Origin of the sequence: Pseudomonas sp. zfem002, assembly GCF_032621685.1 — a bacterium.
GTDB lineage: Bacteria > Pseudomonadota > Gammaproteobacteria > Pseudomonadales > Pseudomonadaceae > Aquipseudomonas > Aquipseudomonas japonica.
The window spans coordinates 149,674-168,413 of sequence record NZ_JAVYJH010000004.1 but is presented as its reverse complement, the minus strand read 5'-3'; the positions used below and the strand labels follow the sequence as shown (position 1 = coordinate 168,413).

Genomic DNA, 18,740 nt, shown 5'->3' with positions numbered 1-18,740 from the left:
AACCCGCGGGTCAGGATCTGGCAGCGAAAAAAAGCCGGACGGCACGGGGCCGTCCGGCGGACGGGTCTACAGATGGGATTCCGCGTATTCGGCGAGAATCGACCGTGGTACCCCCTGCAGGGTGATGTGCACGCCGTTGGGGAAGTCCTTGAAGCGCTCGGTGAGGTAGGTCAGGCCGGAGCTGGTGGCCGACAGGTACGGGGTGTCGATCTGCGCCAGGTTGCCCAGGCAGATCACCTTCGAACCGGCGCCGGCACGGGTGATGATGGTTTTCATCTGGTGCGGGGTGAGGTTCTGGCATTCGTCGATCAGGATCAGGCTCTGCTGGAAGCTGCGCCCGCGGATGTAGTTCAGCGATTTGAACTGCAGCGGCACCCTTTCGAGAATGTATTCGACACTGCCGTGGGTACTCTCGTCGTCCATGTGCAGGGCTTCGAGGTTGTCGGTGATGGCGCCGAGCCAGGGCTCCATCTTTTCCGCCTCGGTGCCGGGCAGGAAGCCGATCTCCTGGTCCAGGCCCTGCACGCTGCGGGTGGCGATGATGCGCCGGTAACGCTTGCTGACCATGGTCTGCTCGATGGCCGCGGCCAGGGCCAGGATGGTCTTGCCGGAACCGGCGGCGCCGGTCAGGTTGACCAGGTGAATGTCCGGGTCGAGCAAGGCGAACAGCGCCAGACCCTGATGAATGTCCCGCGGTTTCAGGCCCCAGGCTTCCTGGTGCAGCAGCGGCTCCTGGTGCAGGTCGAGCAGCAGCAGTTCGCTGTCCTTGATGCCCTTGATCCAGCCGACGAACCCCTGCTCATCGATGATGAACTCGTTGACATGCACTGCCGGCAGGTTGTCGATCAGTTGTACCCGATGCCAGGTGCGACCGCGCTCCTGACGAGTCTCGACCTTCGCGACGCGGTCCCAGAACGAACCGGTGACCGAGTGATAGCCCTTGGACAGCAAGCTGACGTCGTCAACCAACTGGTCGGTGCTGTAGTCCTCTGCCGCGATCCCACAAGCGCGGGCCTTGAGGCGCATGTTGATGTCTTTGGTCACCAGCACCACGTCGCGGTCCTTGTGCTTGGCGCGCAAGTCCAGGACCTGGTTGATGATGATGTTGTCGTTGAGGTGCTCCGGCAGCAGGCGATTGGGCTCGGTACGCGCGGTCATCAGGATCGACAGGGAGCCCTTCGGACCGCTCTTGCCGCGCTGGATCGGCACACCCAGTTCGACATCGGACGGCGTCGCATCGCCCAGGGTCTGGTCGATCAGGCGGATCGCCTGGCGACATTCGGCGGCGACGGTGTGTTTACCGGTCTTGAGCTTGTCGAGTTCCTCCAGCACCGTCATCGGAATGGCGACGTGGTGTTCTTCGAAGTTGAGCAAGGCGTTGGGGTCGTGAATCAGGACGTTGGTGTCCAACACATACAGGATTGGCTGGTTGGAGGAAGAAGTGCGTCCTTGGTCATCCATACTCGGTCACCTTATGTGGGAGCTACACGATGCGCTACTGCCGCATCGCAGAGTGACCGCCGTTCTTCCCGTATCCGCGTCGTTACGGGCGGGAAGCGCACCTGCACTAAGGAGTGTCCGAAAGACGCCACCTGGCTGCAGGATTCGGCTGTCTGACTCTTACATACCGCAAAAACGATTACCGGAAAAAGCGTTTTTGCATGTAAGTGAAGTTTATTTTTCGGTTTGACGAATAGCCCTTGGCGCGTGGGAAAAGCACGACTACAGTCATGATTGGACCTCGTTGAAACCTTTCCCTCCGGGCGCGCCAACGCCTTTCTCATTGCCGTTCGGCAAAGTCCTTGCAACTTTCCCAACCAATCCCACTCTGCGCCGTATTGCTCAGCAACCAGGTCACCACCTGCTGCGCCTTCGGCTGGCTGTCATGCAGCTGGATCAGGCCGCGGCGCCACAGCAGCATCAGGGTCAGGGTGCGCTGCGCCGACTGTTCGGCGGTGAGCGGGCTGAGGTCCTGGGCGTCGATGTCCCACAGGGTGACGCGCAGGTTCTGGCTGGCGAAGAAGGCCGGGCTGTCGGCGCGGCGCTGGCCGTAGGGTGGGCGGAACAGCGGCACGTACTGCTCCGGCAGATCGCTCTGCGCCCGCGCCGCACCGCGTATCACCGAATCCTCCCAGTCCTGCCACTGCGCATGGGAGCGGTACTGCCAGCCCTGGGTACCGACGCACTGGCCGCGGTAGATATCGCGCAGGTCCTGCAGCGATTGCTTGTCGCGACGGCTCTGCAGGTTCTGCCCGAGGACGAAGAACAGCCCCTGCAACTGCTGTTTGCGCAGGAACGCGGCCAGGGCCTCGGTCGTGCCGGGGACCACGCTCGGCCCACCGTCGAAGCTGAGCAGGAACAGGCGGTCGTTGAGACGGTCGCCGGTGACCTCCTGCGCCGAGAAGAACGCCACTTCGCTGGCGGTCTGGGGAAACAGCGCGGCCTTGCGCAGCAGTTCGTTGAGGTAGGCGATATGGAACTGCCGGCTCGGCTCGGCCCAGCCGGCATAGAAGGAACCGGCCTCGACGGCGAAGCTGGCGGCGGTGCGGCGCAGGTCGCCGAGGTTGTCGACGGCGTAGCAGAACGATGCATCCTGCTCGCAGCTCTGCTGGGCCATGTCGTAGTTGCGCCAGAGCATGCCCCAGAGGCGCTCGCGCAGTTCGCGCAGCTGCGGCAGGTTGGCCTGGCGCAGTTGCAGGCGCGCGGTCAGGGTCGCGTCGTCGAGGGATTCGGTTTCGCTCAGCACACGGGCGAAGGAGAGAATCTCGGCCCGCGAGGCGACATCGAACAGTACCGGGGTGTCGAGGGTTTCCGGCCAGTGGCTGCGCTCGACAATGGCGATCGGCTGCGGGGCGGCCTGGGCGCCGAAGGCGAGCAAGGCGGTCAGGACAACGAGGGCTAGGCGCACGGTGAAGACTCTTCGGTTGATCCGCCGGGCACTATAGCAGCGCGTCCGCCTATCGCCGCGATAGCTGGAGAACATCCGCCCTGCCCCGTAGAATCGCCCGACGATTCAAGGAGCCGACCCCATGCTGACGGTGATTTCCCCCGCCAAGACCCTCGATTACGACACCCCGCCGGTGACCGCACGGCACACCCTGCCGCAATACCTGGACGACTCCCAGGAACTGATCCTGCAACTGCGCGAGCTGTCGCCGGCGCAGATCAGCGAACTGATGCACCTCTCCGACAAGCTCGCCGGCCTCAACGCCGCGCGCTTCGGCAGCTGGACCCCGCAGTTCACCCCGGCCAACGCCAAGCAGGCGCTGCTGGCCTTCAAGGGCGATGTGTACACCGGGCTGGATGCCGAAAGCCTGAGCGAAGACGACTTCAGCTATGCCCAGGCGCATCTGCGCATGCTCTCCGGCCTGTATGGACTGTTGCGCCCGCTGGACCTGATGCAGCCCTATCGCCTGGAAATGGGCACCAAACTGGCCAACGCCCGGGGCAAGGACCTGTATGCGTTCTGGGGCACACGGATCAGCGAATGGCTGAACCAGGCCCTGGCCGACCAGGGCGACGACCTGCTGCTCAACCTGGCCAGCAACGAATACTTCAGCGCGGTGAAACGCAGCGCCCTGAAGGCTCGGGTGATCAACACCGAGTTTCGCGACCAGAAGAACGGCCAGTACAAGATCATCAGCTTCTACGCCAAGAAGGCCCGCGGCCTGATGAGCCGCTTCGTGATCCAGGAGCGGATCGAGGACCCGGAGAAGCTCAAGCAGTTCGACGTGCAGGGCTACTACTACAGTGCCGAGCTGTCGAAGGTGGATAACCTGGTGTTCCTGCGCGATCACCCGAACGACTGATCGCCGCAACTGAGCTGGCTTGGACCTGTAGGAGCGTGGCTTGCCCGCGAAAGGACCGCATGGCGGTCCCGGATCTCAGTGCTATCGGGGACCGCCATGCGGTCCTTTCGCGGGCAAGCCACGCTCCTACAGGTCAGCCATAAACCCTGATTTCGCCAAAAATCCAGCGCCATAAAACCAGCGCCACGCCGTTATCGCAAAACGCCATAAGACCGCTCGTAGTTTTTTGACGAAAAATCCTGAAATTTTTTCGGGTACTGGCACAAAAACATCCCACCTCAATTTCGCCCTTTATATATAGGGGTGAAACTCCCGCGTGCTATCAGATTGAAAGTACTGCAATCAGAAAAAATATTAAAAAATCTTTCACCAGCACTTTGCCCCCCCGGAACTTCTCCCCGGTTCATCCGCTCATACCACCGGTAACGATTTTCACGCTCCATGTGAGAAATGACTTACATAACAAATCGTCCCCATTGGAAGTTGTACGGACCTTCGGCGAGCCCCGCCCGGAACCCCTCCGGCGCGCCGCTCAGGCTCAGGAGAAGACGCCCTAAAAATTCGTCCTAGTGGTTGATTTCAAAGGATTTTATCCACTTGAAAAAACAAGCACTGCAGTATCGAAAGATGGGTACTGCAATAAAGACGGCCGACGTTTGGGGCATGCCCCGTTTTATGGCTTTTGCCTGCCTTATTCGAGTGCACCTGTTTTAGCGCTCACAACTTACTTATGCCTGCGTTCGACACCGCGAACTAACGGAGCGGCGTCGTGCGCCTGGAAAACGGCTGGTAATTCAACCCGGTCCGGTTCTTTGAAGGGAATCGGCGTAGCTAACTACATGAGGTGAATGCGATGCGTATCAGCATCTTTGGTTTGGGTTATGTGGGTGCGGTCTGTGCCGGTTGCCTGTCCGCCCGCGGCCATGAGGTCATCGGCGTGGATGTGTCCGCGACCAAGATCGATCTGATCAATCAGGGCAAGTCGCCGATCGTCGAGCCCGGTCTGGAAACCCTGCTGCAACAGGGCATCGCCAACGGCCGCCTGCGTGGCACCACCGACTTTTCCCAGGCCATCCGCGACAGCGACCTGTCGATGATCTGCGTCGGCACCCCGAGCAAGAAGAACGGCGACCTCGGCCTCGAATACATCGAGTCGGTGTGCCGCGAAATCGGCTTCGTCCTGCGCGAGAAAGCCAGCCGCCACACCATCGTGGTACGCAGCACCGTACTGCCGGGCACGGTGAAGAACGTGGTGATCCCGATCCTCGAGGACTGCTCCGGGAAAAAGGCCGGGGTCGACTTCGGCGTCGCGGTGAACCCCGAGTTCCTGCGCGAAAGCACCGCGATCAAGGACTACGACCAGCCGCCGATGACCGTCATCGGTGAACTGGACCGCGCCAGCGGCGACGTGCTCCAGGCCCTCTACGAAGAACTCGACGCACCGATCATCCGCAAGGACATCGAAGTCGCCGAGATGATCAAGTACACCTGCAACGTCTGGCACGCGACCAAGGTCACCTTCGCCAACGAGATCGGCAACATCGCCAAGGCAGTGGGCGTCGACGGCCGCGAAGTGATGGACGTGGTCTGCCAGGACAAGGCCCTGAACCTGTCGCAGTACTACATGCGCCCGGGCTTCGCGTTCGGCGGCTCGTGCCTGCCCAAGGACGTGCGCGCCCTCACCTACCGCGCCGGCAGCCTCGACGTGAAGGCGCCGCTGCTCGACTCGCTGATGCGCAGCAACGAATCCCAGGTGCAGAACGCCTTCGACATCATCGAAAGCCACGACAAGCGCAAGGTCGCCCTGCTCGGCCTGAGCTTCAAGGCCGGCACCGACGACCTGCGCGAAAGCCCGCTGGTGGAACTGGCCGAGCGCCTGATCGGCAAGGGCTACGAGCTGAACATCTACGACCAGAACGTGCAGTACGCCCGGGTCCATGGCGCCAACAAGGACTACATCGAGTCGAAGATCCCCCACGTCTCGTCCTTGCTCAATGCCGATTTCCAGAAGGTCATCGACGACGCCGAGATCATCGTCCTGGGCAACCGCGACGAGCAGTTCCGTGCCCTCGCCCAGCAGGCCCCGGCCGGCAAGCAGGTCATCGACCTGGTGGGCTTCATGAGCAAGGCCACCTGCGCGACCAGCCGTACCGAAGGCATCTGCTGGTAAGCAGACCGCGCGGGGCCAGGCGGTCCCGCGCGCTTTTCCGAACGTCCCGTCACCGATACGGATGCTGAACATGCAAAGCCTCAAGCACGGCCTGCTGCAGGCCGCCGGTTGGCTGTTCTACGTGAGCCTGCTCATGCTGATCGCCCTGGCCCTGCCCAATACCCTGTTCGACCCCGACTCCAAGGACTTCCTGTTCCTCATCGGCGCGGTCGGCATCTGGCGCTATTCCATGGGCGCAACCCACTTCGTGCGCGGCATGCTGTTCCTCTACGTGGTCTACCCGCGCCTGCGGCGCAAGGTGCGCAAACTCGGCGCCGCCGCCGACCCGTCGCACGTGTACCTGATGGTCACCAGTTTCCGCATCGACGCCCTGACCACCGCCCAGGTCTACAGCTCGGTGATCCGCGAGGCGATCGACTGCGGCTACCCGACCACCGTGGTCTGCTCACTGGTGGAGATGTCCGACGAGCTGCTGATCAAGAGCCTGTGGGCCAAGTACAACCCGCCGCAGCGGGTCAGCCTGGACTTCGTGCGGATCGCCGGGACCGGCAAGCGCGATGGCCTGGCCTTCGGTTTCCGCGCCATCTCCCGCCACCTGCCGGACGACAACGCCGTAGTCGCGGTGATCGACGGCGACACCGTGCTCGGTGAAGGCGTAGTGCGCAAGACCGTGCCCTGGTTCAAGCTGTTCGGCAATGTCGGCGGCCTGACCACCAACGAATTCTGCGAAGTACGCGGCGGCTACGTGATGAGCGAGTGGCACAAGCTGCGCTTCGCCCAGCGCCACATCAACATGTGCTCCATGGCGCTGTCCAAGCGCGTGCTGACCATGACCGGGCGCATGTCGATGTTCCGCGCCACCGTGGTGACCAACCCCGAATTCATCGCCGACGTGGAAAGCGACTCGCTGTACCACTGGCGCCTCGGCCGCTTCAAGTTCCTCACCGGCGACGACAAGTCCAGCTGGTTCAGCCTGATGCGCCTGGGCTACGACACCTTCTACGTGCCCGACGCCGACATCAACACCGTCGAGCACCCGCCGGAAAAGAGCTTCTTCAAGGCCAGCCGCAAACTCATGTACCGCTGGTACGGCAACAACCTGCGGCAGAACTCCCGTGCCCTGGGCTTAGGGCTTCGCCGCCTCGGCCTGTTCACCAGCATCGTCCTGTTCGACCAGCGCGTGTCGATGTGGACCAGCCTGCTCGGCCTGACCGTGGCGCTGATCGCCAGCTTCAAGTTCGGCGCCAAGTTCATCCTCGCCTACCTGCTGTGGATCGGCATCACCCGGCTGATCCTGACCATCATGCTGCTGTGCTCCGGACACCGGATCGGCCCGGCCTATCCGCTGATCCTCTATTACAACCAGATCGTCGGCGCACTGATGAAGATCTACGTGTTCTTCCGCCTCGACCGGCAGTCCTGGACCCGCCAGCCCACCGCCCTCAAACGCGACCTCGCCAGCTTTCAGCAATGGTTCAACACCTGGTCCTCGCGGACCATGACCTTCTCGGCGGCCAGCATCTTCGTGGCTGTGCTGTTCGTGGTCGTGTGAGTCGCAGCCCCTACGGATCCAACAGGAAAACATCACCATGAATACCGCCGTGAACGTCAATGTCGTGCATGAATCCGAGACCCAGCGCCAGCATGCCCGGGTGAAAATCCCGGCGAAGCTGCGTTACCTGGGCGCGAACCGCGAGACCCTCGAAGCCAAGGTCGAGGACCTCTCCGCCGGCGGCCTCAGCTTCCATGCCAGGCAACCGCTGAACATCGGCGAAGTGCTGCGCGGGCGCCTGCAGTTCACTGTCGACAACCTCGGCCTGTCGATGGACATCGAGTTCCAGGTACGCTCCTTCAACCCGGCCAGCGGCCGTGCCGGCGTGCAGTTCCAGAACCTCGAACAGCGCGACATCGCCACCCTGCGCCACCTGATCACCTCGCACCTGTCCGGCGAGCTGATCAGCATCGGCGACGTGCTCAGCACCCTGCAGCGCGACAACTTCACCAAGGCGCGCAAGCAGAAGCACGACGGTGGCGGCCTCAGCCCGCTCGGCCGGCTGCGTGCGGTGACCTTCAGCCTCGGCGTGTTCGTGGTCGGCGTGGCGGCGTTCGGGTTCATCGCCAAATCGGTGTACGGCGTGTACTTCGTCAGCCATGCCGAAGCCGGTGTGGTCAGCGTGCCCACCACCCAGGTCACCATGCCCCGCGACGGCACGGTGCAGGCCCTGGTGGAGAACGGCGGCCAGGTGGTCAAGGGCGCGCCGCTGGCCTCGTTCAGCACCAGCATGCTCGACCTGCTCAAGGGCCATCTGGACGACCAGCAACTGCAACCGGCCAAGGTCGAGGAACTGTTCGGCAAGCAGCTGAGCGGCACCCTCACCAGCCCCTGCGACTGCACCGTGGCCCGCCAGCTGGTGGATGACGGCCAGTACGCGGCCAAGGGCACGGTGATCTTCCAGCTGATCCCGCGCAGCCATGTCCCGACCGTCGACGCGCGCTTCAGTTATCGCCAGTTCGACGACGTCAAGCCAGGTACCCGGGTCAACTTCCAGGTCGCCGGCGACGACGAAGCGCGCAGCGGCATCATCGTCAGCAGCACCAGCCTGAACAGCGAGGACCTGTCTTCGGACATCCGCGTGCAGATCAAGCCGGACGAGGCGCTGCCCAGCGAGATGGCCGGGCGTCCGGCCAGCGTCAATGCCAAGCGCGGGCCGTCGTTCGACTGGCTGATCGACAGCGCCATGGCGCATGGGCTTTGAGGGAGACCTGGCCATGAACCAGTCGAAAACGTCGGGGACCGCGTCGCGGTCCTTCGCAGGCAAGCCAGCTCCTACAGCGAACGGCCGCGCCAGCGGCCGCAAAGCCTGCCCCCACATGATTTGCGGCCTGACCCTGGCCCTGGCCCTCAGCGGCTGCGCCGGCCTCCCCGACCAGCGCCTGGCCAACGAAGCCCTGAAGAACGGCGACACCGCCACCGCCGAGCGCAACTACCGGCAACTGGCCGAGCTCGGCTACAGCGACGCCCAGGTCGGCCTCGCCGATATCCAGATGGAAACCGGCGACCCGGCCAGGCTCAAGCAGGCCGAGGCGACCTATCGCGCAGCGGCGAAAACCTCGTCCCGCGCCCAGGCTCGCCTCGGCCGCCTGCTGGCCGCCAAGCCGGACGCCAGCGACGCCGAACGCCAGGAAGCCGAGGCCCTGCTCAAGCAAGCCTTCGCCGCCGGCGAGGGCAATACCCTGATCCCCCTGGCGATGCTCTACCTGCAACACCCGCAGAGCTTCCCCAAGGTCGACCCGCAACGCCAGGTCGACCAATGGCGCGCCGCCGGCCACGCCGAGGCCGGCCTGGCCCAGGTCCTGCTGTACCGCACCCAGGGCAGCTACGACCAGCACCTGGACGAGGTCGAGCGCATCTGCAAGGCGGCGCTGAACAGCACCGACATCTGCTACGTGGAACTGGCGACCGTCTACCAGAAACGCGCCCAGCCCGAGCAACAGGCGGCGCTGCTGGAGCAGCTGAAAGGCGCCCACCAGCGCGGCCAGGTCCCGGCCAGCCGGGTCGACAGCGTGGCCCGCGTACTCGCCGACCGCAGCCTGGGCCAGACCGACGAGAAAACCGCCCAGGCCCTGCTGGAGCAGATCGCCCCGCAGAACCCCGGCTCCTGGGTCAGCCTGGCGCAACTGCTCTACGACTTCCCCGAACTGGGCGACAGCGAGCAACTGCTCGGCTACATCGAAAAAGGCCGCGCCGCCGAACAGCCACGCGCCGAACTGCTGCTGGGCCGCCTGTACTACGAAGGCAAGAGCCTCCCCGCCGACGCCCAGAAGGCCGAGACCCACCTGCTCGCCGCCGGCCAGGCCGGCGAGATCAGCGCCCATTACTACCTGGGCCAGCTCTACCGGCGCGGCTACCTCGGCAGCGTCGAGCCGCAGAAGGCCGTCGACCACCTGCTGCAGGCCGCCCGCGGTGGCCAGCTCAGCGCCGACTACGCCCTCGCCCAGCTGTTCAGCGAAGGCCACGGCATTCGCCAGGACCCGGTCAACGCCTGGGTCTTCGCGCAGCTGGCGCAAGCCAACCCGAGCGAGCAATCCACCGCGCTGGCCAGCGAACTCGACGCCCGCCTCAGCCCCGCACAGAAAGCCGGCGCCCAGCGCCTGCTGGAGCAGGAACGCGCCGCCCGTGGCGCCATGGGACCGGGCCCCGGCGCCCTGGCCCTGCAAGCCGTACACAGCTCCGAAGAAGACAGCCCCGAAGAAGAAGGTGAGGACGCTTCCCTATGATGCTCAATCCGTGGATGAAAGCCGGTCTCGGCCTGGGCTTCGCCCTGTTCTGGACGTGCCCGACCCTGGCCGCCGAAACCGCTGAAAAGAACTTCGGCCTGGAAGTGAAGGTCACCGGCCAGTCCGAGGACGACCGCGACCTCGGCACCCGCGATGGCGGCGACGTCAACGGCCTCGGCCTCGACCTGCGCCCCTGGGTGTTCTTCGAGCGCGGCGACTGGAGCGCCTACGCCATGGGCCAGGCGGTGACGGCGACCGATACCATCGAGACCGACACCAGCCGCCAGTCCGCCGACGGCAGCCAAGTGCAGGACAGCAACGCCAGCGACGACAGCCGCGAAGCGGACAAGAGCTACCTGGCCATGCGCGAATTCTGGGTCGGCTACAAGGGTCTCACCGCCTACCCCGGCGAAGAACTGCGGTTCGGCCGCCAGCGCCTGCGCAACGACGACGGCATGTGGCGCGACACCAATATCGAAGCGCTGAACTGGACCTTCGACACCACCCTGCTGCGCGCCAACCTGGGCGTCGCCGAGCGCTTCAGCGAATACCGCACCGACCTCACCGAACTGGCCGCCGAGGACAAGGACCGCCTGCACGTCTACGGCGATGTCGCCACACAGTGGACCCCGGGCCACTGGGTCGGCCTGCGCGCCCACCACAGCCACGACGACGGCAAGCTGAAGAACCCCGGCGAGACGGTCGACGCCCTGGACAAGACCCGCACCGGCGACCTCACCTGGCTGGGCCTGGAAGCCAACAGCGACGCCTACAACTGGCGCAACCAGAACACCGTCAACTACTGGGGCAGCGTGACCTGGCTCTCAGGTGACCGCGACACCCTCGGCACCACCACGGTGGGCGGCGAACAGGTCGCCAGCGGCAAGCAGAGCGGCGACGTCAACGCCTGGGCCACCGACCTCGGCATCCGCCTGCGCCTCGATCCCAACTGGCAGGTGGGCGCCGCCTATGCCCGCGGCAGCGGCGGTGGCGGCAGCGACGGCTCGAACAACTACGAGCAGACCGGCCTGGAGTCCAACCGCTCCAACTTCACCGGCACCCGCTCGCGCGTGCACCGCTTCGGCGAAGCCTTCCGCGGCGAGCTGGGCAACCTGCAGGCGGCGACCCTGTTCACCTCCTGGCAACTGCGCGACGACTACGACGCCAGCCTGATCTACCACAAGTTCTGGCGCGTCGACGGCGAGCAGAACATCGGCAGCAGCGGGATCAACGCGGTGGTCGACGACAACGGCATCAACCGCCCGCTGGTACAGGGTGAGAAAGACCTCGGCCAGGAAATGGACCTGGTCGTCACCAAGTACTTCAAGCAAGGCCTGCTGCCGGCGGCGCTGAGCAAATCCATCGACGAACCCTCGGCGCTGGTGCGTTTTCGCGGCGGCGTGTTCAAGCCCGGCGACGCCTACGGCAAAGAGGCCGACTCGTACATGCACCGCGCCTTCGTCGACGTGGTCTGGCGCTTCTGATGGGCGGAGAGCACTGACATGAACCTTCACGCGAACAGGCTCCACGCCTTGCTGGCCGGCACCCTGCTGCTGGCCGCCGGCATCGCCCAGGCCAATGGCCCGGCGGCGCCGATGGCCAAGGGGCTGCAACAGGCCAAGACCTACACCGTCAGCAGCGCGCCGGTGGAGCCGCTGCACCTGGACCCGCCGACGCCGCCGGACCTGTCCGGCTACACCGCGCAGGCCGTGCAGAAAAAGATCGACCGGCGCACCAGGGGCAAGGTCTCGCTGCGGCGCATGCTGCAGGAGAACAGCCTCAAGGAGTTCATCGGCGGCGACAACAAGGGCGCCGAATGGGTGGTGCGCCAGCATGGCATTCCCCAGGCGATCTTCGTCGATGGCGGGCATGTCGACTTCACGGAGCTTGCGAAGAAAGTCCCCGAGCGCTACCTGCGCGAAGTCGCGCCGGGGGTGTACCTGGCACGCCTGCCGATCGTGGTCGGCCACGGCGCGACCCTGGAAATCGACGGCAAGGTCAAGGAACTGCGCCTGTCCCAGGAAGGCGGCGCGTTCCTGGTCAACGACGGCAAGCTGTTCGTCAGCGACACCCGGGTGATCGGCTGGCGCGAGCAGGACAACGGCCCGGCGACCTTCCGCAAGGCCGACGAATTCCGTCCGTTCCTGCTGTCCTGGGGCGGCACCGAGACCTACATCGTCAACACCACCATGGCCAGCTTCGGCTACGCCAAGAGCAAGTCCTACGGCGTGAGCATCTCCCAGTACACACCGAACATGGCCAAGCAGATGGGCCGCGGCGAACCCACCGGCTGGATCATCGGTTCGACCTTCAGCGACATGTGGTACGGCTTCTACTGCTACGAAACCAGCGACTTCGTGGTCAAGGACAGCACCTACCACGACAACATCGTCTACGGCATCGACCCGCACGACCGCTCGCACCGCCTGATCATCGCCGGCAACACCGTGTACGGGACGAAGAAGAAGCACGGCATCATCATCTCCCGCGAGGTCAACGACAGCTGGATCATCAACAACAAGAGCTATGACAACAAGCTCTCCGGCGTGGTCATCGACCGCAACAGCGTGAATAACCTGATCGCCTGGAACGAGATCTACCGCAACCACACCGACGGCATCACCCTGTACGAGAGCGGCGACAACCTGATCTGGGGCAACAAGCTGATCAGCAACCGCCGCCACGGCATTCGCGTGCGCAACAGCGTGAACATCCGCCTCTACGAAAACCTCGCCATGGCCAACGGCCTGGTCGGTGTCTACGGGCACATCAAGGACCTTTCCGACACCGACCGCGACATCGCCCTCGACCCCTTCGACACCAAGGTCTCGCTGATCGTGGTCGGCGGCGAGCTGGCGGCCAACGGCAGCGGCCCGCTGTCCATCGACTCGCCGCTGAGCGTCGAGCTGTACCGCGTCTCGATGCTGGCCCCGAGCAAGGCCAGCGGCATCAGTTTTTCCGGCGTGCTCGGCGAGCGTCAGGACGAGATCCTCGACCTGATGGTGCGCCAGAAGAAAGCCGTACTGATCGACCCGGTCGAACGCCAGACCGAAATGCTCGACTGAGGAAGCCCGGACCATGACTCCACACCTGATCAAACTGCTGGGCCTGAGCGCCAGCCTGCTGGCGCTGGGCAACACCGCCAATGCCGACGACATCAAGGCCCCGGCCTTCCACGCCGAGCCGTGCTGCCAGCTGTGCCCCGAGGCCCACGACGCCAGCCGCTACACCACCCGCTACCAGCAGAACTTCACCACCCTGGTCCAGGCCAGGGGCGACTGGCTGTTCCGCACCCGCGAGGACCTGCGCACCGAGTTCGACACCACCCCCGCCGGCTACAAGCGCCTGCAGCAGCTGCACGATGCGTTCAAGGCGCGCGGCATCGAGCTGGTGGTGGTCTACCAGCCGACCCGCGGCCTGGTGAACCGCAACATGCTCAACCCCGAGGACAAGGCGGCGTTCGACTACCAGAAGGCCCTGGGCAACTACCAGGCGATGCTCAAGCGCTTCCGCGCCATGGGCTACAACGTTCCCGACCTGTCGCCGCTGACCAACGAACAGCTGGCCGCCGCCGACCAGGGCAAGGATTTCTACTTCCGCGGCGACCAGCACTGGACCCCGTATGGCGCCGAGCGCGCGGCGAAGATCGTCGCCGAGACGGTGCACGGCATGCCGGCCTTCGAAGGCATCCCGCGCAAGGAGTTCGAGACGAAGAAGGCCGGGCGCATGGGCAAGACCGGCACCCTGCACAACGTCGCCGGGCAGCTCTGCGGCACCAGCTACGCGGTGCAGTACATGGACCAGTTCGCCACCGAGCCGAAGGGTGAAAGCGGCGGCGACGATCTGTTCGGCGACTCCGGCAATGCCCGGATCACCCTGGTCGGCACCAGCCACAGCGGCAAGAACTACAACTTCGCCGGCTTCCTCGAACAGTACATCGGTGCCGACGTGCTCAACGTCGCCTTCCCTGGCGGCGGCCTGGAAGGCTCGATGATCCAGTACCTGGGCAGCGAGGAGTTCAAGAACAATCCGCCGAAGATCCTGGTCTGGGAATTCTCCCCGCTGTACCCGCTGAACCAGGAGACCATCTGGCGGCAGATGCTCGCCCTGCTCGACAACGGCTGCGAGGGCAAGCCGGCGCAGATGAGCGCCAGCACCGCGCTCAAGCCGGGCACCAACGAGCTGATGGTCAACGGCCGCAACGGCGTGATCAAGGACCTGACCAACCGCAACCACCAGCTCGACGTGCGCTTCGAGGACACCTCGGTGAAGGTCCTGCAGGCCACCCTCTGGTACCTCAACGGCCGCCACGAGGACATCAAGATCGAGAAGCCGACCACCTCCGACACCGACGGCCGCTTCGCCTTCCAGTTGCGCGAGGACGAGGACTGGGCCGCGCAGACCCTGCTCGCCGTGGAGCTGCAGGGGCCGCAAAGCGGCACTCAGAAAGTCCAGGCCACCCTGTGCAAACGCGGCGCCTCGGGCAATGCCCAGGCCGGATTGTGAGGACATCATGAACAGACTCAGCATGCTCGCCAGCGCGGTGCTCCTGGCCCTTTCGGGCCAGGCCATGGCTGCCCTGGTACCACCGCCGGGGTACTACGCCGGCATCGAGAAAGCAAAGAGCGGCGACGGCGACTTCAAGTGCCCAGCCGCCCCGGCGCCCTACACCGGCAGCCTGCAGTTCCGCAGCAAGTACGAGGGCTCGGACGCCGCCCGCGCCACCCTCAACCACGACTCGGAGCAGGCCTTCCGCGACTCGACGCAAAGCATCACCACCCTGGAGCGCGGCGTGGCCCAGCAGGTCACCCGCTACATGCGCGACGGCCGTCCGGCGCAGCTGGACTGCGCGCTGACCTGGCTGGACCGCTGGGCGCGGGCCGATGCCTTGCTGTCGAAGGACTTCAACCATACCGGCAAGTCCATGCGCAAATGGGCGCTGGGCAGCCTCAGCGGCTCGTGGCTGCGCCTGAAGTTCTCCAATGCGCGGCCGCTGGCGGCGCACCAGGCCCAGGCCGAGGAAATCGAGAAATGGTTCGGCCGTCTCGCCGACCAGGTCGTGCGCGACTGGAGCGACCTGCCGCTGGCCAAGATCAACAACCACAGCTACTGGGCGGCCTGGTCGGTGATGGCCACGGCCGTGGTCACCGACCGGCGCGACCTGTTCGACTGGGCGGTGAAGGAATATCGCGTCGCCGCCAACCAGGTGGACGACCAGGGTTACCTGCCCAACGAGCTCAAGCGCAAGCAACGCGCCCTCGCCTACCACAACTACGCCCTGCCGCCGCTGGCGATGATCGCCAGTTTCGCCCAGGTCAACGGCGTCGACCTGCGTGACGAAAACCATGCCGCGCTCAAGCGCCTGGGGGACCGGGTGCTCAGCGGGTCGAAGGACCCGGCGCCGTTCAAGAGCCGCAATGGCGAGAAGCAGGACATGGCCGACCTCAAGGTCGACAGCAAGTACGCCTGGCTGGAGCCGTGGTGCAGCCTCTACCCGTGCAGCGCCGAGGTGCAGCAGCGCCGGCACGGGATGCAGCCGTTCAACAGCTTCCGCCTGGGCGGGGATGTGACGCGGATCTATGACCCGCAGGCGGAGCGCAGGTAACGCAATCCCTGTAGGAGCGGGCTTGCCCGCGAAAGGACCGCGCAGCGGTCCCGGAACGCGGTGAGGTCCGGGAACGCGGTGAAGTCCGGGAACGCGGTGAAGTCCGGGACCGCTTTGCGGTCCTTTCGCAGGCAAGCCAGCTCCTACAGGGGCCGCAGCAACATTGAGATATGGGTTTCCCCCATCCAGATGGCTGGGGGGTTTGGGGGGCGCTGTTGCCCCGTAGCTGACCACCAAGGAGAACCGGGATGGTCTTCTCGTCCAACGTGTTCCTGTTCCTGTTTCTGCCGATCTTCCTCGGCCTGTACTACCTGAGCGGGCAACGCTATCGCAACCTGCTGTTGCTGCTGGCCAGCTACCTGTTCTACGCCTGGTGGCGGGTCGATTTCCTCGCCCTGTTCGCCGGGGTCACCCTGTGGAACTACTGGATCGGCCTGAAGGTCGGCGCCGCCGGCGTGCGTACCAAGCCGGCCCAGCGCTGGCTGCTGCTCGGCGTCGCCGTCGACCTGTGCATCCTCGGCTACTTCAAGTACGCCAACTTCGGCGTCGACAGCCTCAACGCGATCATGACCTCCTTCGGTCTTGAACCCTTCATCCTCACTCACGTGCTGCTGCCGATCGGTATCTCGTTCTACATCTTCGAGTCGATCAGCTACATCATCGACGTGTACCGCGGCGACACCCCGGCCACGCGCAACCTGATCGACTTCGCCGCCTTCGTCGCGATCTTCCCGCACCTGATCGCCGGCCCCGTGCTGCGCTTCAAGGACCTGGCCGACCAGTTCAACCACCGCACCCACACCATCGACAAGTTCGCCGAAGGCTGCACGCGCTTCATGCAGGGCTTCATCAAGAAGGTGTTCATCGCCGACACCCTGGCGGTAGTCGCCGACCATTGCTTCGCCCTGGAAAACCCCAGCACCGGCGACGCCTGGCTCGGCGCCCTGGCCTACACCGCGCAGCTGTACTTCGACTTCTCCGGCTACAGCGACATGGCCATCGGCCTGGGCCTGATGATGGGCTTCCGTTTCATGGAGAACTTCAAACAGCCCTACATCAGCCAGTCGATCACCGAGTTCTGGCGACGCTGGCACATCAGCCTGTCGACCTGGCTGCGCGACTACCTGTACATCACCCTCGGCGGCAACCGCGGCGGCACCTTCGCCACCTACCGCAACCTGTTCCTGACCATGCTCCTGGGCGGCCTGTGGCACGGCGCCAACTTCACCTACATCCTCTGGGGCGCCTGGCACGGCATGTGGCTGGCGATCGAGCGGGCCCTGGGCATCGACACCAACCCGCAGCGCTTCAACCCGATCAAGTGGGCCTTCACCTTCCTTCTGGTGGTCATCGGCTGGGTGATCTTCCGCGCCGAAAACCTGCACGTCGCCGGACGCATGTACGCCGCCATGTTCAGCCTGGGTGACTGGCAACTGTCGGAACTCAACCGCGCCAACCTCACCGGCCTGCAGGTGGCGACCCTGGTGCTGGCCTACATCACCCTGGCCTGGTTCGGCCTGCGCGACTTCCATCGCAACGCCCGGCCGGCGGCCAAGGCCAGCCCGGCGCTGGTCCACCGCGACGGCAGCGTCGGCCTGGACTGGAGCCTGTACGCCACCCGCGTGCTGGTCCTGCTGCTGTTCGTCGCCTCGATCCTCAAGCTCTCGGCGCAGAGCTACTCGCCCTTCCTCTACTTCCAGTTCTGAGCGAGCCGACCATGACCCGATCATTACGCATCCTCTATTCGCTGCTGTTCCTCGCCCTGCTCAGCGCACTGGGCCTGTGGTCCCTCGGTGGGCTCGGCGGCTTCCAGCGCACCGCGCAGATGAGCCTGCTCGACGGCAAGCTGGCCAAGGCCGCCGAGACCCACTACGACGAGCAGTTCCCGCTCAAGCGCATCGGCACCAACCTGTGGGCGGCCCTGGACTTCAAGCTGTTCAACGAAGGCCGCCCGGGTGTGGTCCTGGGCCGCGAGCAGTGGCTGTTCAGCGACGAGGAATTCAAGCCCGTGGCGCAGTCCGACCTGAACCGCGCGGAAAACCTCGCCCTGCTCCGCGGCGTGCGCGACACCCTGCGCGAGCACGGCGTGGAACTGATCCTGGCGATCATCCCGGCCAAGGTCCGCGTGTATCCCGAGTACCTCGGCGTGCAGGCCCCGGCCAGCGTTCACCACGACCTGTACAACGCCTTCCACACCCAGGCGCGCCAGGCCGGCATCTTCGCCCCCGAGCTGTTCGGCCCGCTGCAGGCGGCCAAGTCCCGCGGCCAGGTGTTCCTGCGCACCGACAGCCACTGGACCCCGCTGGGCGCGGAAGTCGCCGCCCAGGAACTGGCCGCGGCCGTGGCCCGGCAGACCCTGCTCAGCGGCGAGCCGCAGACCTTCATCACCGAGAACACCGGGCAGACCTCGCACAAGGGCGACCTGACCAACTTCCTGCCCCTGGACCCGCTGTTCAGCGAGCTGATGCCGGCCCCGGACCCGCTGCAGCAGCGCAGTACCCGTCCGCTCGCCGAGCCGGGTGAAAGCGGCGACGCGCTGTTCGGCGACAGGCAGATCCCGGTCGCCCTGGTCGGCACCAGCTACAGCGCCAACCCCAGCTGGAACTTCCTCGGCGCCCTGCAGCAGGCGCTGCACAGCGATGTCGCCAACTACGCCGAGGACGGCCACGGACCGATCCTGCCGATGCTCAAGTACCTGCAAAGCGACGAATTCAAGAACAGCCCACCGCAGTTGCTGGTGTGGGAGTTCCCCGAGCGTTATCTGCCAATGAAGAACGATCTCAGCGGCTTCGATCCGCACTGGATCGCGCAACTGAAACAAACCCGTACTGCCAATCAAGAGCTGGCCCTGTCGTCCCATCGGACGGAACACTGAAGA

13 protein-coding genes are annotated in these 18,740 nt (G+C 64.9%); 11 read left to right on the top strand and 2 right to left on the bottom strand.

What is annotated here, in order from left to right:
• Positions 1–66: 66 nt before the first annotated feature.
• Complete coding sequence (locus RTI28_RS08225) at positions 67–1,461, bottom strand: PhoH family protein (RefSeq protein WP_316919999.1); 1,395 nt, start codon at positions 1,459–1,461, stop codon at positions 67–69.
• A gap of 319 nt (positions 1,462–1,780) precedes the next feature.
• Positions 1,781–2,908: a polysaccharide deacetylase family protein gene (locus RTI28_RS08220; RefSeq protein ID WP_316919998.1), complete on the bottom strand. Its 1,128-nt coding sequence runs from the start codon at positions 2,906–2,908 to the stop codon at positions 1,781–1,783.
• A gap of 121 nt (positions 2,909–3,029) precedes the next feature.
• Here RTI28_RS08220 and yaaA point away from each other — a divergent pair, with 121 nt between their 5' ends.
• From yaaA to RTI28_RS08165, 11 genes are all read left to right on the top strand, one after another.
• Positions 3,030–3,809, top strand: coding sequence for a peroxide stress protein YaaA (gene yaaA / locus RTI28_RS08215; protein WP_316919997.1), 780 nt, complete (start codon positions 3,030–3,032; stop codon positions 3,807–3,809).
• A gap of 853 nt (positions 3,810–4,662) precedes the next feature.
• Positions 4,663–5,979 carry a nucleotide sugar dehydrogenase gene (locus RTI28_RS08210; protein WP_042122925.1) on the top strand — a complete coding sequence of 439 codons (1,317 nt, stop codon included), beginning with the start codon at positions 4,663–4,665 and terminating at the stop codon, positions 5,977–5,979.
• Between the two features lie 70 nt (positions 5,980–6,049).
• Positions 6,050–7,531: a mannuronan synthase gene (gene alg8 / locus RTI28_RS08205; protein ID WP_316919996.1), complete on the top strand. Its 1,482-nt coding sequence runs from the start codon at positions 6,050–6,052 to the stop codon at positions 7,529–7,531.
• Positions 7,532–7,568: 37 nt separating this feature from the next.
• The gene (locus tag RTI28_RS08200) at positions 7,569–8,735 is read left to right on the top strand and encodes an alginate biosynthesis protein Alg44 (protein WP_316919995.1); all 1,167 of its coding nucleotides are present in this window, start codon (positions 7,569–7,571) and stop codon (positions 8,733–8,735) included.
• A 115-nt stretch (positions 8,736–8,850) separates the two neighbouring features.
• Positions 8,851–10,257: an alginate biosynthesis TPR repeat lipoprotein AlgK gene (gene algK, locus RTI28_RS08195; protein WP_316919994.1), complete on the top strand. Its 1,407-nt coding sequence runs from the start codon at positions 8,851–8,853 to the stop codon at positions 10,255–10,257.
• A complete protein-coding gene (locus RTI28_RS08190) occupies positions 10,254–11,741 on the top strand; it encodes an alginate export family protein (RefSeq protein WP_316919993.1) in 1,488 nt (495 codons plus the stop codon). Before algK ends, RTI28_RS08190 begins: the two co-directional genes overlap by 4 nt.
• A gap of 18 nt (positions 11,742–11,759) precedes the next feature.
• Complete coding sequence (gene algG, locus RTI28_RS08185) at positions 11,760–13,322, top strand: mannuronan 5-epimerase AlgG (RefSeq protein ID WP_316919992.1); 1,563 nt, start codon at positions 11,760–11,762, stop codon at positions 13,320–13,322.
• A 13-nt stretch (positions 13,323–13,335) separates the two neighbouring features.
• Positions 13,336–14,763, top strand: coding sequence for an alginate O-acetyltransferase (locus tag RTI28_RS08180; RefSeq protein ID WP_316919991.1), 1,428 nt, complete (start codon positions 13,336–13,338; stop codon positions 14,761–14,763).
• A 7-nt stretch (positions 14,764–14,770) separates the two neighbouring features.
• Positions 14,771–15,862 carry a mannuronate-specific alginate lyase gene (locus RTI28_RS08175; protein ID WP_316919990.1) on the top strand — a complete coding sequence of 364 codons (1,092 nt, stop codon included), beginning with the start codon at positions 14,771–14,773 and terminating at the stop codon, positions 15,860–15,862.
• Between the two features lie 248 nt (positions 15,863–16,110).
• Entirely contained in the window at positions 16,111–17,568 is a 1,458-nt protein-coding gene (locus tag RTI28_RS08170) for an MBOAT family protein (protein WP_316919989.1), read from the top strand.
• An 11-nt stretch (positions 17,569–17,579) separates the two neighbouring features.
• Positions 17,580–18,737 carry an alginate O-acetyltransferase gene (locus tag RTI28_RS08165; protein WP_316919988.1) on the top strand — a complete coding sequence of 386 codons (1,158 nt, stop codon included), beginning with the start codon at positions 17,580–17,582 and terminating at the stop codon, positions 18,735–18,737.
• Positions 18,738–18,740 lie beyond the last annotated feature (3 nt).

Excerpts from the sequence above, each read along its gene's own strand:
- RTI28_RS08200 (WP_316919995.1), top strand. The coding sequence starts at position 7,569 with ATGAATACCGCCGTGAACGTCAATGTCGTGCATGAATCCGAGACCCAG.
- RTI28_RS08210 (WP_042122925.1), top strand. The coding sequence starts at position 4,663 with ATGCGTATCAGCATCTTTGGTTTGGGTTATGTGGGTGCGGTCTGTGCC.
- algG (WP_316919992.1), top strand. The coding sequence starts at position 11,760 with ATGAACCTTCACGCGAACAGGCTCCACGCCTTGCTGGCCGGCACCCTG.
- RTI28_RS08175 (WP_316919990.1), top strand. The coding sequence starts at position 14,771 with ATGAACAGACTCAGCATGCTCGCCAGCGCGGTGCTCCTGGCCCTTTCG.
- algK (WP_316919994.1), top strand. The coding sequence starts at position 8,851 with ATGATTTGCGGCCTGACCCTGGCCCTGGCCCTCAGCGGCTGCGCCGGC.
- RTI28_RS08170 (WP_316919989.1), top strand. The coding sequence starts at position 16,111 with ATGGTCTTCTCGTCCAACGTGTTCCTGTTCCTGTTTCTGCCGATCTTC.
- RTI28_RS08225 (WP_316919999.1), bottom strand. The coding sequence starts at position 1,461 with ATGGATGACCAAGGACGCACTTCTTCCTCCAACCAGCCAATCCTGTAT.
- RTI28_RS08190 (WP_316919993.1), top strand. The coding sequence starts at position 10,254 with ATGATGCTCAATCCGTGGATGAAAGCCGGTCTCGGCCTGGGCTTCGCC.
- yaaA (WP_316919997.1), top strand. The coding sequence starts at position 3,030 with ATGCTGACGGTGATTTCCCCCGCCAAGACCCTCGATTACGACACCCCG.
- alg8 (WP_316919996.1), top strand. The coding sequence starts at position 6,050 with ATGCAAAGCCTCAAGCACGGCCTGCTGCAGGCCGCCGGTTGGCTGTTC.
- RTI28_RS08180 (WP_316919991.1), top strand. The coding sequence starts at position 13,336 with ATGACTCCACACCTGATCAAACTGCTGGGCCTGAGCGCCAGCCTGCTG.
- RTI28_RS08165 (WP_316919988.1), top strand. The coding sequence starts at position 17,580 with ATGACCCGATCATTACGCATCCTCTATTCGCTGCTGTTCCTCGCCCTG.